Below are 13923 nucleotides of genomic sequence, written 5' to 3'. Positions count from 1 at the left end.
CTAATCTGCAACCCACAACATCAAACCTACCTACGGCAATAGAACAATGGACCGAGAAGGTCCGCGCTGCGCGGGTTTGCTTCACCGTGCTGCGTCATTTTTGCCGGAACCTTCCATCACCCGGGTTGCTTTCTCTGTAGTCACCACATGATGATAACCGAACGATGGAGATCAGCATGCTTACGAAAATCGTGACAGCTTCCATACTTGCGGCCGGTCTGGCGACGGCGGCGATGGCCCAGAACGCCGGCTCGGACAACAATGCGCCTGGCAGCGAGAAGAGCATCGTCGTCCAGCCCAAGCCGAACGGTATTGACCCTGGCACGACCAGCAGCACGATGGGTACGACGGGTGCCACGAACTCCAATGCGGATGAAAACTGCCCTGCAACCCCGCAGGGAGCTCAACCCGATGCGTCCAACAAGCCTGCCGGGACGGTTTCACCGACTGTCAACGACAACAATTGCGGTAAGTAGTTAGCCGCGACAATCGGGTTTACAATCGCGGGTGGGCTTACGGCAGCGGGACCGGTTAGGACTGGTCCCGTCCAACCGAACGGCGAGATCCAGCGATGGAATCAAATCCGCTCGAGTTCACGCTTTGCGTGGTCGCGCCTTGGATTTGGTTTCCTCCTTGGCGGCGGCCGGCTTAGGCTGGCGTGCTTTCGGCTTCGGTCGGCTGGCGGTCCCCGGCGCGGCGGTTTCCGCGTCGATTTCGGCGGTAGCCTGATCCCAATGCTGCTGATGTGCCCCATCGGGCCTGCCTGCCTGTTCCCAGATCGCGTGTGCCCGCTGGCGAATCCGTTCCTGCCTGTCCGTCACTGATACCTCCGTCGGCTCGGTTCATGCGTAAGCAACCTTGTTCTAGCTGAAATTTCGACCCGCGTCATGAGCGGCAGGCAACACCGTTATTGAACCTCTCTGTCACACAGGACAGCAACGCCGAGGAGCGCCGCCTTCTTGATGATCAGCCCTTCAAGGTCCGCGTCCGAGCGCTCGGTTCCGGTGCGTTCGCGCAACAGTGCTATCGCCGCCTTCATCGACAGCAGGCCATCGCCTCGTTCAGCAAGCAGTTTGTCGACGGCGGCGGCCACGTTGACCGGCTCGACATGCGGCAGCATGGGAATGGCTCCTTTCCTTGTTTCGAGACGATAAGGGCTCCATCCCGATCGCTCGGGATGGAGCTCTGATTTGGTTATTAGACCGTGACCTTTCCAAACCCGGTTCGCGGTTTGGCAACGCCGATCACTCGATGACCTGCACGATCTTGCGGGTGCCTGGGTCGACGAGCACGGTGCGATTGCCGACGACGACGTATCTGTACCGCACGTCTGGAACATCGATCGGTTGCAGCTCGACCGTATCGGGCAACGTGGAACCGATATTGAGCTCCACCCCCAGAAGACTGATCGACGCAAGCGGGTGCTTGTGGACGTATTCGCGGATGACCGTCTGCTGTTCGGGCGTGACAATCACCTGGTCCGCGGTGGCCACGCCGACGCCGGCAAGCAACGCCAATCCCGCCGCAGCAGGAACAAGGTGGATTTTCATCGTCTACTCCTGTTGTTACGGGCCTCGCCCTTACAATTGCGACGCGGCATTCCGGTCGAAGCGGCGAACCCTCTAGGCAAACGCCCACGCCACCTTGTTGTTCCGTAAGTCGCGGCTAATCGAACAGCGGTGAAGTGCCCGTGCGGTGCGGCGAATGGACTGCGAATGAACTGCGGTGGCCCGCGTCGCAAGACGCGGGCCGATCGGTTTCCCGATCAGCAGCGATACCGGAGGGGGGTGATATCTACTGCGTCTGAAATAACATTTAGGACAAGCTAATGTTCCTAAGCGAGTGCAACAAACCTGCCGGCGCAAGCGGCGCGAAGTTGCCGCTCGTCGCTGCTACTGCTTTGGCGGCTGTGGCGGCACCTCGCCGGGCTTGATCACCGGGGTCCTGCCCTCGTCCGGCGGTGGCGCCGCCATGCCCTGATCGCCCGTTGGCGGGGGCTTCAGGACCCCACCGCATGGCTCGAGCGTATCGGACAAATTGTTGCCGGCCGGCTTCTGCTGCTCGCTGTTCTGGTCCGGCAGCTCGACTTTGCAGCGGTCGGATTGCGCCTGTTCGCCCGGCTGCGCGGCCGCCGGCACCGCCAGCAGCAGCGCACCTAGCATATACGGCAAGAAAATGAGCGGTCTCATATCGAGCTCCTTTCGCGCCAGTATCTTCTGAATGTGAAGGCGGGCAGGCGCGATTGGTTCCGTCGTGCGGCAATGCGCCCGGACCGCAGCGGCACGGAACCGGCCGCCAGACTTATGAGTTCAACCACTGAGCCAATTCAGGGCCGCTGACATTATGGAGAACCGGCGATGGAACCGCGCAGGAAAGAACGAACCGACGACGAGACGGAGAGCCCGACGATCCAGCAGCAGGACTGGGATGCCATCCGGAGCGGGAGAATCCTCCCTAACGGCGTGCCGCAAAACGGCGATATTCGCTATGACGTCGAGAAAAGCGGCGAACTGCCGGAGGAGGACGACGATAACGCTTACCAGGAAAGCGACGAGGCCTTGCCGGACGACACCGATGAACGCGTCATTTCGCGCGATCTCGAACGGGAACGTGGTGCTTTCGACGAGGAATGAGCCACCGCCTTCCGCATTCTGCATCGGCGGCCGGATGAAAAATCCTTGCTTTCAGTCCGGGAGGTCGAAGACCGGATCCTGGCAGCGATAGACCGGACATTGACCGTCACGCGTCTTGATATAAGCGGCGCGCGGCACCTGCGGCCAGTCGCATTCATTGCCGAATTGGCGGACGTAACGGTCGTAGGTGTTCTGGCCGGTGGTCAGCACCACCGAGCGATGCCTCTGGATCAGAAGCTGTGCCTGTTCGCACGTCATCGCGCGGCTGTCCGGCCGGGCGTGGGCCGTCGCGGCAAACAGAAGCGCCCCGGCTGTCAGGACCGCCGCTTGTGTCAGGACCTTGGCAAGCATGACACCATCTCCCATGCCTAACCCGCATCTTGCTCGGGCAGCGCCGGATCGAGCCGCCGTCGCGCAGAGGCAGATCGTACAGAATGCGAGGGAAAATGCAAAAAGCCCGCCGCACCTTGCGGCGCGGCGGGCTCCAACCGAACGTCACTATTTCGTCGGGCTTGGGCGGCTTATTCCTCCTTCACCGGCCCGAACCGGCGCACGATAACCTCGAAGACGATGTCCGAAATCCACATCGCCGAGACGCCAATCAGAAAAGCCGCGGCCAGCGTCGTGGTGTCGTCGTCCGGAGAAGGGATGGGCAGGCCGGCGGCGCGGAAATAATGCACGACCGGCAGCGTCAGATAGGCCGCCGCCAGCGCGCCGCAGATCGGCGAGGCCACCATTTCGCGGACTTTGTAGCGATGGCGCGACAAGGCCCGCAAAATGCCGCCGGACAAGCCGGCGACCAACACCGGTGCCTTGATGCCCAGAACATCGAGCAATTCGTGCATCATGGCGTCCAACCGCACCATCTGGCGCCCTGCCCGTTGAAGGCGTTCATCTCGTCGAGCTCTGGCCGGGTCATGGCGGCGACCACGGCCGCCGATGGCCGGCGCGGCTGGTTGTGGTCGCACCAGACCTGGCGCGGATTGCCGGCCGGTGCGGTTGTCGTGCAGCCGGCGAGCACCACGCAGAGGATCAGCGCTTTGCCCATTTCGCAGCCTCCCCTCTTGCTGCCGCATCGGCCATGCCGGCGGCCTTGCGCTCTTCGGCGGCGGCCTCGCGCCTCATTTCCAGGCGGTCTTCGGCGGCCGCGACTTTTGCCTCGGCCTGTTTGACCGCCTCCTTCTTCGCCCGGTTGATGCCGCCCGCAACATAAAGGCCGATGCCGCCGGCCACAGCGGCGAATACCGTCATGACGACCTTGTTGCCGAGGATGGCGCTGAGAATGCTGAGAAGCGCTGCCATCACAGATCCTCCGCGCGGCGACGGCGAAGGAACTCGGTCAAAACGCCGTTGATGACGAGGAACCAGGGGAACCATTCCCCCGGGATGATCGGCGAAAGAACCTGCGGGTCGACATAGGTAACGATGGCCGCGATGACGCCGATGGCCGCCTGAAGCCGCGCCCAGAATATTGTCTCGCTGTCGCGGAAAAAGCTCTTGATCCGGGTCCACATGTCATTTCCTTCCAAACAGTTTGAGGATGGCTGATAGTTTGAGGATGGCGGCGATCGGCGCTGCCCAGAAGCCGGGCCTGGCGGCAGGCACAGGAGGCACAGAGGGCGTAGCGGTCGCTTGTGGAACGGCAATTGGCTTAGCGGGCTCTGGCGGGGCTGCAGGGACGACCGCGGATGACGCCGGACCGGCAGACGGCCAGGGCGTGTCCTTGATGCGCGACCATTTGCGATAGGCCTCGGCAAGCCTGGTATCGTAGGAGTTTTTGCGATAGCCGGCGCCGTTGTAGCCCTTGGCGAATCCCGACCAGTCATGATTGCGCAGATTGCCGTCGAGCCGGTTCTCGACGATGAAGTCGATTGCCGCGCCGAGCTGCAGCGCCTCGTCCGCCATCATTGCCTCGGCCATCGCCTGCACGGTAAGGAAGCCCGCGGCCTTGAAATTCTCGCCGAGGACCTGACCCAGCCCCCATGACGCGGATTTGAGCGCCGCGGTTTCGTCGATCGCACAAGCTGCCCTGAGCCGTGAGTAGCTATCCATGGGATAGGGCTTCTCGCCCCACTTCGGATAAGCGAGGCCGGCGGCTACCGCTTGTGCCCGCTTGGCACCCGACAGGTTGCGGTAAAAGACGTGCGGTTCAAATAGGATGACCGGCCGGCCAACGGCGTCGAAGCCGTGCCCGCTGGTTTCAACATCGAGGAACGCGTGCATCTCGTCCTCGCCGACGCCGATCCGGGCACCGAGTTTCGGCAAGTCTATATCATCGAGGCGCCTGGCGGCGCCCCTGAACGTCATGTCCATGGGCAGTCCTTTCCGCCCTCGCGGGCAAGGTTTTGAGGTTGAAAAAGCAGATGCGTGGCGGCAAAGCAGAATTGGGCGGCAGCCCGTGCCGATGTTGCCGTGGCAAGGAAGGTTGATGTTTTCGACCTGCCGTGTGAAATGGCCGCGGGATGGTGCACATGTCTGATGATGAACAAACCGCTGCGGCGCGCTGGTCGGTGAAGTCCGAGCTCCGCGCCGTCGCTCGCGACAAGCCGCTGCTGCTGGTGCTGGCGGCGATCCTCTGCCTCTATTGTGCGTTTATCGCCGGACCGATCGTCTATGCGGTGCTGGCCATCAACGGCATTGCGGATTTCTTCAAATGAAGCCGGTTCCGGCGATCTCGCTGCGGTCCGGCGCGCTGCGTCTACCCGCGCCGAAATTGCTCGGCCTGGATGAAATTGCTTAGCCGGGATGAAACTGTTCCCGTCTATCGTTCGTACCTGTAGCGGGTACGGGAGGACACGTGACGATAAGAATCAGGCTTCCGGGCGGCACTTTGAAGATCAAGAAAAGGGACGAGCTGCGGCGCCGCGAGCAGAATCGCGAGGTGCCGGTTTGGCAGCTCGGAAATTACTTCGTCATCTGGTGGCCGAGCGGCGTGTCCGATCGCCCGTCCTCGCCCAGAAAATCCTCGCCCAGGAAATAGCCCGCGCACCCGACGATCCCGACGGGGCATGCCGCCTCGGTGATCAGGAACCGCTGTGTGCGCCAAACCTCCGAGACCGCTCGACTAGTCCCAGAAATAGTCAGCGGGCAGGCATTGACTCTTCCGCAGCGGAAGGTCTCTGATGCTGCATTGCACAATGGGGTGGCGGAATCGATGGCGGTGCGTATCAGGATGCCTGGCGGCACACTGAAGGTGAAGGTGTACCGCGAATTGCGCGACCGTGAACGCGCCCGCCGCATACTCGTCGTCAAGATCGGCCGGATCTATTTCACCTGGTGGTCGAACCGCCAGCGCCTGATTGATGATCAGTCGCCAGGATGAAGCTCCTTCGGCCGGACATGCGTCTGCCCGCCGCGAAGCCTCCGCGGGCCAGCTCGCAAAATAAGTTGATGATCCTGCTGTTGACTCTTCCGTAACGGAAGGTCTCTACTTACCGCATTGCACGAAAATTGCTGCGTTGCACAACGGGAGTTGGACCGATGGCAGTGCGTATCAGGTTGCCTGGCGGCACTCTGAAGATGAAGACCTATCGTGAGTTGCGGGCCAGGGAACGCGACCGCCGCGTGCCTGTGATGAAGATGGGCTCGCTGTATTTTGTCTGGTGGTCGAAAAGCCAGGACCCGCACCAGAAGCCGCAGGACAGCAGACGGTAGCGGCTCCGCCGCGGTGGGTCTGCGTCGGCGTCAGCGATAAACTCTTGCCGAAACCTCTCCCCCCAGGATTTCTGGTCGAGTTGCAGCGCCATGTTGGTGTGACCTCGCGCGGCTCCCGATTGTTCTGACGTCTTTCGGCGATTTTCACGGCGTCTATATTGGCGGACGCGATCGTCTCGCAAGCTTGCAAACCGCCGCCGCTTGTCGCAATAGCTAGGCCGTAAAGAGACGCATGGATGATGGAGGCTGACCTGTCTATTGCGAACAGCCGATTTCGGTTGTCGGCTCAGTTAGCCGACGAGCCACCGATCCCACGTGCAATTATTGATTCGGACCTCGAAGACGCGGCGCGGGCATTCTTCGAAGGGGTATCTGAACACCAACATTGGAAGCATTTCTTCGAGCGATCGCAGCTTTTCGCTGAGAGGGTGCGAAAGTCGCGCTTCGGCCGCAACTGATATGCCATTCGTTCCACCATTCCTCTACCGCCTAGCCGGCATCAACTCCGGCCCCGCAACGAAGCTAAGTTTGCGGAGCGTCCGCAGTTTGCGGCGAGGCAAGCATGCGATCGGCGAAGAATGCATCATCAACAGCGTCTTTTCCTTCGATCGCGCCGATGCAAAGATCACCGTTGGAAAAAGATCCTATATCGGCAAGAGCCACCTCGTGGCGGCTGAGAAGATCGAAATCGGGGATGACGTGATCATTAGTTGGGGTACCACAGTCGTCGATCACAACTCACACGCGACGGGTTGGCAAGACCGCAAGGAAGATGTCGCCGACTGGCATCAGGGAAAAAAGGACTGGTCAAAGATCACCATTGCGCCAGTGAAGATTGAAGACAGTGTTTTTATCGGCTTCAACGTCATTATTCTCAAGGGCGTAACGATCGGCAAGGGATCGGTCGTTGGTGCGGGCTCTGTCGTCACGAAAGACGTGCCGCCCTTTAGTATGGTCGGCGGTAATCCTGCAAAGCAAATCGGCGGCGCTGCTGCTAGATCAGCGACTTGAGCACAGAGCTCCGGCCATGTAGGCCATGCTGCGCATCGCCGTCTTGGGTGCAAACCTTAGAAATTCGGTCCGCAGTCTGTGTTTTACCCATCCTTTTTTTTCGCCAGCCAGGTGCTGTTCATAAGCGAGGTCGTGCGCAAAAACCTTTAGCCGTTCGACCTTTAGCCCAGACGTTTTGAGAAGGTTTTCAAACGTTTGGGTCGTGTAGAAGTTGATATGCCCATACGGCCCTGACATCCGAATGGCCTTCCTGAGATCTCGCGTATGCTCCAAAGGCACTTCAATATAGAGCTTCTCGCAGACCCGAGCCGCCTCCCTCAGAAACATCCGTTCGTGCTCGACGTGTTCGACGACGTGAATGGCAAGCCCAAGATCGAACGACTTGTCGGGATGAGGGATGTGATAGCCGTCGAATACGTCGATGCTGTCCAGTTTGGCGATTTTTCTTGCCTTGATGGCCTCGACGCCGCTCTTCGAAATCTCGACGGCGCCAAGCTTCTTACCGAGCCCCTTCCTGTTCAGCTTATCCAGCACCGCACCTTCGCCCGCCCCGATGTCAAGAATCCTGTCGAAGAATTGGCCTTGAATGACCGCTTCGATGTGCCCGACCGACTGGTTTGAAGCTATGTCCCGTTTTGCGGCTACTTTTCCATCGGCGTAATAGTCGTCATAGATGTCGATGATGCTGCCGGCATGCGCCATGGGACAATCCTCCAAGGATAGCCCCCGCCGACCTCATCCTGCCATTGCCTGCGAATGGCGTCCAGCGTCGACTACGGCGCCGCCTACCCAGACCTCAACGAGACCCTCAATGTCGCCGTCAGGAACCGGGATTTCGCGGCTGTGTGCCGGATCCTTCGGCTTTGCGACCATGATCATTGCGCCCACCACCAGCCATTCCTCGCCCTCCTCGAGCTCGGTGATGATTTCGCCCTTATGCTGAATAGCGAATGCCATTGCTTATCCCCTTTCCGCGACTTGTTCGATGAAGCGCAGCGCATTGCCGTCATGGCCGGCATCGTTGAAATGCAAGCCCTCTTGATAGTTTCCCGAATTGATGTAGTCGAAGCCGTCGATCGGGATGGTCAGCACATTGCGCGATCGATAGGTCTGACGGATTGCGCCAAGGGCGGCATCATAGGTCCGACCGCCCGTGTAGCTTGCATCCCATGCGGCTGACGGCCGCGTCGGCGGCATCACAAGGATACGCGGTGCAGCGGCCGCTTCCAACGTGTTGATGATTGTTGCGATGTTTGCCGATATCGTGGCCGGCGGCGTGCCAAAGCTGTCATTGATGCCGAGCGCCAGGATGGGCACGATCTTGCCGCCGGCGTAGCCGCATTGAGCGGCGGCCGATGTAAGACGCGCGGTGTTGAATGACGAGAAGGCATAGCTGCCGTGTGCCGCGCGCAAGGTGCGCAGGCGCGGACGCGAGCCGGCCGCCTTGACGCCAAGCCTGATGAGCCCGGTAATCTCGACAGGACCGCCGACAGCCGTAAGAGTGTAATTGCCGCTTGCCGCCTGCCCGGTGAGCGAAGGCCCCGAATACTGATCAAGCGCCAGGGCGCCAGCGCAGTTGACGGTTTTGTACGCCGCGCCGCCGTTGAAGACAAAGGCAAGCGATCCCTGAGCGGCGTCCTGAGTGTAGTGGACGTCGACCTGTTCATAGGTGCCGGTAAACGCCAAGGACGCGCCGGCGGCGAGGATGATGCTCTCGCCGATCGGCCCGCGCGACCCTGTCAACACGCTCCCGGCGACGGTGACGCCATAGAAAGTCGGAAGATAGGTAGAGCTTGGCCGCAAAGCAGTCATGCCCGGTTCATCGTCGGCAATGCCGATATTGGCAAAACGCGTAACCAGGTTGAACCAGTGTTTCGGCCCGTCGCTGGCAAGCGCCCAATGGCCGATGCTATCGGCGATCAGGCAGAGCACATCGTTGTTGGCGATGTGTTCGGCCATCGTCGCGCGAAAGCCGTCATAGAGATTTTGCAGCGACGGCCGGCGCGGAATGAAGAAGCGCTTACTGTTGACGGCCGGCTTGCCAGGTCCCCAAAAACCGTCGCCAGATGCGGGAATGGCCGTCAAGGCGAAATTTCCAGGCGGCACATGGGGATTGGGATGAGCGCTCGCCGCGGACGCAAACAGCGCGGTCGCATCGACGACGCCGTTCGGATCGGCGTCAGCCAGCAGGTTCATGCCGGTATTGCTGGCGCCGCCGGTCAAGGCCCGGTCGGCATCGGCGAGCAGACCGGTCTTGATCGTAAAGCGGACCTCGTACCGATGCTGGGCGGACGATGCTACGGTCGCGCCATTCGACAGCGCGCCTGATTTGATCCATGCCGGGATGCCTTGCGGGTTGACGTTGTTTTGAAATTTGTAGGCGCCACCGCTGATCGCCGGATATTTGCCGGCTGGGATTGGGATACCCAGCGGGATATGAGCGACCCCGTTGACCAGCGTCACCGCATATGTGCTTAGGACATTGACCACCAACCCGCCGAGATAGTCCACTACATGAATGAGCGCAGCGCCGGCGCCAGCGCCAGCGCCAACGTCGACCGCTGTAATATGGCCGTCGGCTGGCGCTGGCGTCTGCATGATGACGCTGTAGCTGCCCGGAACGTCCGACCCCGTGTTGACCAGCGTCGGCCAGCCGATTTCCTGGCTAACGCCAACAGCGGAAACGAGACCGTTTGCTGTGGTATAGGCAGCACGCGCCTTGACGGCGACTTCGCCGGTGAAGGTCGCCTTCCACTGCGGACCATTTACAGCGCCTATAGTCTTGGCAGTGTGCGAGGCCGGAACCGCCGCCGTGAACCACTCGACTTCGCCGTTCGGAATTGCCCCGGCAGTATAGTACCAGCTACCAGCGCCAGTGCGCTGGAGGCCCATGACGCTGCCGGCAGGCTTCAGGATCGAAAGCCCTGAAACAACAGACGACGGGCCGGCTGGAACGGACATTGTCTGGTCGGAAACCAGGCTAAGCGTCCCGTCGCCCTCGACGTGGGCAATAACGATGTGGGCTGTCCCCGGCACGATGCCAAATCCAAGCTCCAAGGTCGACAGATATTCATCGACCGTCGACAGCGATCCAGGCCAAAAATAGACGCTGTCGTTCGTAATCACCGTGCCGCCGACGGAACCCGTGATCGGAACGCGTCCGACGATCCTTGAGCTGATCAGGGCAATTTCCGCCGTTGCCGCCCGGACACCCGTATCGGCTGCTACCGGTCCGGCCCCGACATTGTACAACCCCAAAGAACCATTCGAAACTTCGGTCCAGAAATACTCGCCGACATCGACATTCCTGCCCAGCACCGCCGCGGCGGCGGCGGCGGCGAGCCCTGCCGACGCCGCAAAACTGAACGTCGGCGCCACTGTGTAGGAGCCCGGCGCCGTGATCAGTATCTGCGTCAGCGCGCCGCCCGCCACGACGAAGCGGCCGGCCGCGCCCGAGCCGGTGCCGCCGGTAAACGCCAGGTCGAACATGCCGTTGGCGCCGCCCGAGCCGGCCGTGATCGCACCGTTGCCGGCGACGCCGAAGCCGATTGCCGCCGCCGTCGTCGGGAAAATGCCCTTGCCGTAGAGCGAAGCGTCGCGTGCAGCCTGAGCGCTGATGACGGCCGCCGCGGCAGCGACGGCATCGGAATTGGTGGCAGCCCGGTCGGCTGTGGTTTGTCCGGCATTCGCGGCGGAAGCGGCTGCGCTGGCGGATGCCTGGCCGGCGCTGGCTGCGGCAGCATCCTTCAAGGCCTGGGTTTCATCGCGCAGCGCTTCGACCTCATCGACCACATCGGCGATGTCGGGCGAAACGGATGCGGCGATGGTGATGGCATCGGCGCCGACGGCCGGCTCGTCGGCCGTGAACTCGAACACGCGGTCTGCATTCAGCGATCCGATCTGGGTGTGAACGGTCGTGCCCTTCTGCAGGGTACGCGTGGTGCGGGCGTCGGCGGCACGGAACCATTCGCCTGCGCTCGCGGTGTAGATGCCGTTCTGCGTCGGGTCGGCCTGGTCCTTGACCAGCACGCGGTCGCCGACCTCGACCGGCACGCCGTCGATCGTCTGCAGGCCGTGCAGGAGGATGTCGGCCATAGTCGCGAGGCGCACGGGTTCGCGTTCGCCTGTCAGGAGACGAACGGCGGCAGTTGCAGGTCGGGACATGAGGGCTTGCTCCATAAAAAAAGCCCCGCATAAGCGAGGCTGGAAGGGGTTCGGTGTTGTCGGTGGGAGACTTAAGCTACGCGGCCGGACACCGCGCTATCTGGCGCAGCCGGCGATTTACATTTTTCAGACAGCGAGCGGCAACGCGGTCCAGGGCTACAGCAATCCGCCAATCAGCCTTCTTGTGCCGCCCATGGCCGCCAGCCCGCAGGCCATGCCGGCGCAGTCGGCGACCCAGTCGAGGACATCCATATCGCGCGCGATCAGCTGCACGCCCTGAAGCAGCTCGATCGCCGCGCCGGTGATGGCGAGGAGCAAAACCAGTCTCGTCTTGTGTTCCGGCCAGCCGAGGCTTCCGAGTGCCGCCAACACCGCGAACGCCGCGGCGTGGTTGAGCTTGTCGTGCTGGAAGGTGAAGCCCATGTCCAACTCCTGCAGGAAGCGCACCGGCGAAAGCGCGAGCAGGAGGACGCCGGCCAAGGTGAGCAGAAAAACGATCCTTGCCATGGTCGGAAAAGTGTCTGTGCGCAACAGGTCAATCCTTCATCTTAAACAGGAGGCGATCCAGGAGGCACCGCCAACTGACCGCCCGGCGGTTAGCAGGCCATAAGCCAGCATCGTGACCACAATCAGACCGCTGGCCCGATAGTGGCACCAAACCCCGGAGTGGTTGCCATCGCCGGAGTGGCGTACTCACCGGTGATAGCGCCAGCGCTGACCCGGTCGAGCCGACTGCCGGGCCTGCATCAGCGACGAGCGACGGAGCGTGGCTGTACATCACTTTGGGAGCAACGGAAGCACGTTCTCGTCAAGGAACCGACGGCGCTTGCCGACAAGCGGCAACCGATCACTCTCGAAGTTCCGGCAATACCCTTTCGTCGAGAAATTTGAGACGGCTATCCAACATTTCGGCGTTGGCTGGGCTAGCCGGCACATTGACCGGGATTAGATCTGCCACCGAGTCCCCCCGTCGCGCAGCTTCGACCCACTCTTCCATGGCGCCGATATATCCATCCAGCGCCTCGTATGGAGTCTTGGCGTCCACAGCCGGCAGATATGTCGGGGGCACATCGCCGACGATTACCCATATCCATGGGTCAACTTTTGGCCTGCCCGGAACAATCTCGAAGAGGAAATATAGATTATGCCATCGGCACCGTATCCAAGGTACTCCCCCTTGATGTCTGAAACCCAATCATAGAAATCAAGATATTTTCGGGCTTCCAGACGTGCAGCATCAAGCTCTTCATCGCCTGTGCTTTTGTCAGCCGACGGCAAGCGGGTGACGCTAGTCAAGTCGGGTTTGACGTCGCTATAATTTCTCTCGACCACTTGTGTTCCCTTTCATTTCTTGCTTGAGCCGTCTTCTTCTTGCCCAGCGAGCATAGTCTCTTGCATCGCCATGGTGTTTAATATGATCTGCTCTCGCACGATGCGTGATGTTTGAGAGGTGATCTGCCCCCCGTCGGCCAGCGCTTTCTCGTGAGACACATCCATATTCCGGCCCGTGGGCTGATTGGTCCTTGCCAGAACGCTCCGTGCGAAGTGACGCCCCGGTTTCTTGCACCGCTGTCGGCTCCGCCGCTCAGCGTCGCAATCACCCATGTCAACCGTTACAATTGGAAGTCGAAACTAACTCCGCTCCGATTCTGGGTGTTCGTCGAGGGTTTTGCCTCGCCTCCATGGCGAGGTTTTTGTCTCGCGCCAAGCATACCAGCCGTAAGGTAAATCAGCCAACTGCATAATAGTCTTGTCTTTTTCAACCATATTTTTTAGGCTTATGATCATAATATCGCTTTCATCGAAATCTTCGGATTCATCCGCGTGAAACTGCCATGATCCGTCATCATCATCATGCACGACGCGAGCAACCCACCCACCATTGGGTATAGCTTTCCTGTTTACAAAAACAGCTACGTTCTGGGGGTCTTCAAACTTCCATTTAGTCATCACAGCGCCTATTTGTTCCACTTTCTCTGTTTCGAATTCTTGCAACCATCCTTGCATTGGTGTAACTATTCGATCCGGGAGTCTTTGTCGGATCAACTGGAATAAGCGGATCGATGTGATCAAACTGTGATTCGTTGGCGGAGGAGTAACGCCTTTTTTTACTTTTACCGGGTCAAAGCAGAGTAAACTCCGCTACCATTCAGAATGTGTTTAGGTGATTTTGTCCCGCTTCCATGGCGAAGACTTTGTATCGCGCCACGCACGCCAGCCTAACGGCAAATCCGCCAACTGTGCAACAGTTCCATCAAGCTCGACCACCTCGACCAAGGCCACTAAAATTAGGTCATCTTGATCAACTTCAGCTTCATTTCCGTAGAATTGCCACGACTCATTATCGTCGCCGTCATCATCATGTGACACATACGCAATCCAGCCGCCCCCCCTAAATATCTTCCGAGTCGAAATAACGGCTGTGTTTTTTGGGTTTTCGAACTTCCATTCGGTCATATGT

Annotated in this window: 23 protein-coding genes; 7 read left to right on the top strand and 16 right to left on the bottom strand. The window is 60.3% G+C overall.

The annotated features are described in order from the left end of the window. The first annotated feature begins 176 nt into the window (after nucleotides 1-176). Entirely contained in the window at nucleotides 177-476 is a 300-nt protein-coding gene (locus NKI97_RS20370) for a hypothetical protein (RefSeq protein ID WP_352452717.1), read from the top strand. Between the two features lie 117 nt (nucleotides 477-593). Here the strand turns inward: NKI97_RS20370 and NKI97_RS20365 are convergent, their stop codons facing one another. From NKI97_RS20365 to NKI97_RS20350, 4 genes are all read right to left on the bottom strand, one after another. After that, nucleotides 594-821 carry a DUF2934 domain-containing protein gene (locus NKI97_RS20365; protein WP_352452716.1) on the bottom strand — a complete coding sequence of 76 codons (228 nt, stop codon included), beginning with the start codon at nucleotides 819-821 and terminating at the stop codon, nucleotides 594-596. A gap of 86 nt (nucleotides 822-907) precedes the next feature. Then, a complete protein-coding gene (locus NKI97_RS20360; RefSeq protein ID WP_352452715.1) occupies nucleotides 908-1120 on the bottom strand; it encodes a hypothetical protein in 213 nt (70 codons plus the stop codon). Nucleotides 1121-1244: 124 nt separating this feature from the next. Next, a complete protein-coding gene (locus tag NKI97_RS20355) occupies nucleotides 1245-1550 on the bottom strand; it encodes a DUF1236 domain-containing protein (RefSeq protein WP_023675766.1) in 306 nt (101 codons plus the stop codon). Between the two features lie 342 nt (nucleotides 1551-1892). After that, the gene (locus NKI97_RS20350; protein ID WP_352571258.1) at nucleotides 1893-2189 is read right to left on the bottom strand and encodes a hypothetical protein; all 297 of its coding nucleotides are present in this window, start codon (nucleotides 2187-2189) and stop codon (nucleotides 1893-1895) included. 168 nt (nucleotides 2190-2357) lie between these two features. On the opposite strand from NKI97_RS20350, the gene NKI97_RS20345 reads away from it, so the two are divergent. Beyond that, nucleotides 2358-2633 carry a hypothetical protein gene (locus NKI97_RS20345; RefSeq protein WP_352452712.1) on the top strand — a complete coding sequence of 92 codons (276 nt, stop codon included), beginning with the start codon at nucleotides 2358-2360 and terminating at the stop codon, nucleotides 2631-2633. A gap of 51 nt (nucleotides 2634-2684) precedes the next feature. Here NKI97_RS20345 and NKI97_RS20340 read toward each other — a convergent pair whose 3' ends face one another. The 6 genes from NKI97_RS20340 to NKI97_RS20315 form a co-directional block, all read right to left on the bottom strand. Beyond that, nucleotides 2685-2984: a hypothetical protein gene (locus NKI97_RS20340; RefSeq protein WP_352749671.1), complete on the bottom strand. Its 300-nt coding sequence runs from the start codon at nucleotides 2982-2984 to the stop codon at nucleotides 2685-2687. Nucleotides 2985-3154: 170 nt separating this feature from the next. Beyond that, complete coding sequence (locus NKI97_RS20335) at nucleotides 3155-3478, bottom strand: hypothetical protein (RefSeq protein WP_036245970.1); 324 nt, start codon at nucleotides 3476-3478, stop codon at nucleotides 3155-3157. Next, nucleotides 3478-3681 carry a hypothetical protein gene (locus NKI97_RS20330; protein WP_352452710.1) on the bottom strand — a complete coding sequence of 68 codons (204 nt, stop codon included), beginning with the start codon at nucleotides 3679-3681 and terminating at the stop codon, nucleotides 3478-3480. The genes NKI97_RS20335 and NKI97_RS20330 overlap by 1 nt, the downstream gene beginning before the upstream one ends. Continuing rightward, a complete protein-coding gene (locus NKI97_RS20325) occupies nucleotides 3666-3935 on the bottom strand; it encodes a hypothetical protein (protein WP_352836221.1) in 270 nt (89 codons plus the stop codon). The genes NKI97_RS20330 and NKI97_RS20325 overlap by 16 nt, the downstream gene beginning before the upstream one ends. Continuing rightward, complete coding sequence (locus tag NKI97_RS20320; RefSeq protein ID WP_352452708.1) at nucleotides 3935-4147, bottom strand: hypothetical protein; 213 nt, start codon at nucleotides 4145-4147, stop codon at nucleotides 3935-3937. Before NKI97_RS20320 ends, NKI97_RS20325 begins: the two co-directional genes overlap by 1 nt. Nucleotide 4148: 1 nt before the next feature. Next, on the bottom strand, nucleotides 4149-4946 hold the full coding sequence (locus tag NKI97_RS20315) for an N-acetylmuramidase family protein (protein ID WP_352836218.1): 798 nt from the start codon (nucleotides 4944-4946) through the stop codon (nucleotides 4149-4151). Between the two features lie 158 nt (nucleotides 4947-5104). On the opposite strand from NKI97_RS20315, the gene NKI97_RS20310 reads away from it, so the two are divergent. The 5 genes from NKI97_RS20310 (at nucleotide 5105) to NKI97_RS20290 (ending at nucleotide 7298) form a co-directional block, all read left to right on the top strand. After that, nucleotides 5105-5290, top strand: a complete 186-nt coding sequence (locus NKI97_RS20310; protein WP_352452706.1) for a hypothetical protein — start codon at nucleotides 5105-5107, stop codon at nucleotides 5288-5290. Nucleotides 5291-5787: 497 nt separating this feature from the next. Next, entirely contained in the window at nucleotides 5788-5955 is a 168-nt protein-coding gene (locus NKI97_RS20305; protein WP_352836216.1) for a hypothetical protein, read from the top strand. A 158-nt stretch (nucleotides 5956-6113) separates the two neighbouring features. Further along, nucleotides 6114-6287: a hypothetical protein gene (locus NKI97_RS20300; RefSeq protein WP_352452704.1), complete on the top strand. Its 174-nt coding sequence runs from the start codon at nucleotides 6114-6116 to the stop codon at nucleotides 6285-6287. Between the two features lie 236 nt (nucleotides 6288-6523). Further along, a complete protein-coding gene (locus tag NKI97_RS20295; protein ID WP_352579388.1) occupies nucleotides 6524-6745 on the top strand; it encodes a hypothetical protein in 222 nt (73 codons plus the stop codon). A gap of 1 nt (nucleotide 6746) precedes the next feature. Further along, nucleotides 6747-7298: an acyltransferase gene (locus NKI97_RS20290; RefSeq protein WP_352579389.1), complete on the top strand. Its 552-nt coding sequence runs from the start codon at nucleotides 6747-6749 to the stop codon at nucleotides 7296-7298. Here NKI97_RS20290 and NKI97_RS20285 read toward each other — a convergent pair. The 6 genes from NKI97_RS20285 to NKI97_RS20260 form a co-directional block, all read right to left on the bottom strand. Then, on the bottom strand, nucleotides 7287-8000 hold the full coding sequence (locus NKI97_RS20285; RefSeq protein ID WP_352749792.1) for a class I SAM-dependent methyltransferase: 714 nt from the start codon (nucleotides 7998-8000) through the stop codon (nucleotides 7287-7289). The genes NKI97_RS20290 and NKI97_RS20285 overlap by 12 nt on opposite strands. Nucleotides 8001-8033: 33 nt before the next feature. Continuing rightward, a complete protein-coding gene (locus tag NKI97_RS20280) occupies nucleotides 8034-8255 on the bottom strand; it encodes a hypothetical protein (RefSeq protein ID WP_352579390.1) in 222 nt (73 codons plus the stop codon). 3 nt (nucleotides 8256-8258) lie between these two features. Beyond that, on the bottom strand, nucleotides 8259-11462 hold the full coding sequence (locus NKI97_RS20275) for an SGNH/GDSL hydrolase family protein (RefSeq protein WP_352749795.1): 3204 nt from the start codon (nucleotides 11460-11462) through the stop codon (nucleotides 8259-8261). 156 nt (nucleotides 11463-11618) lie between these two features. Next, nucleotides 11619-11993, bottom strand: a complete 375-nt coding sequence (locus NKI97_RS20270; RefSeq protein ID WP_352749445.1) for a hypothetical protein — start codon at nucleotides 11991-11993, stop codon at nucleotides 11619-11621. 1101 nt (nucleotides 11994-13094) lie between these two features. Next, complete coding sequence (locus NKI97_RS20265) at nucleotides 13095-13535, bottom strand: hypothetical protein (RefSeq protein WP_352836211.1); 441 nt, start codon at nucleotides 13533-13535, stop codon at nucleotides 13095-13097. A gap of 87 nt (nucleotides 13536-13622) precedes the next feature. Continuing rightward, nucleotides 13623-13919, bottom strand: a complete 297-nt coding sequence (locus tag NKI97_RS20260; RefSeq protein ID WP_352472061.1) for a hypothetical protein — start codon at nucleotides 13917-13919, stop codon at nucleotides 13623-13625. Nucleotides 13920-13923: the final 4 nt, after the last annotated feature.

Origin of the sequence: Mesorhizobium sp. M0296, from assembly GCF_040321675.1 — a bacterium.
Classification (GTDB): Bacteria; Pseudomonadota; Alphaproteobacteria; order Rhizobiales; family Rhizobiaceae; genus Mesorhizobium.
The sequence above is the reverse complement of the archived record's forward strand: the minus strand, read 5'-3'. Positions and strand labels throughout refer to the sequence as shown.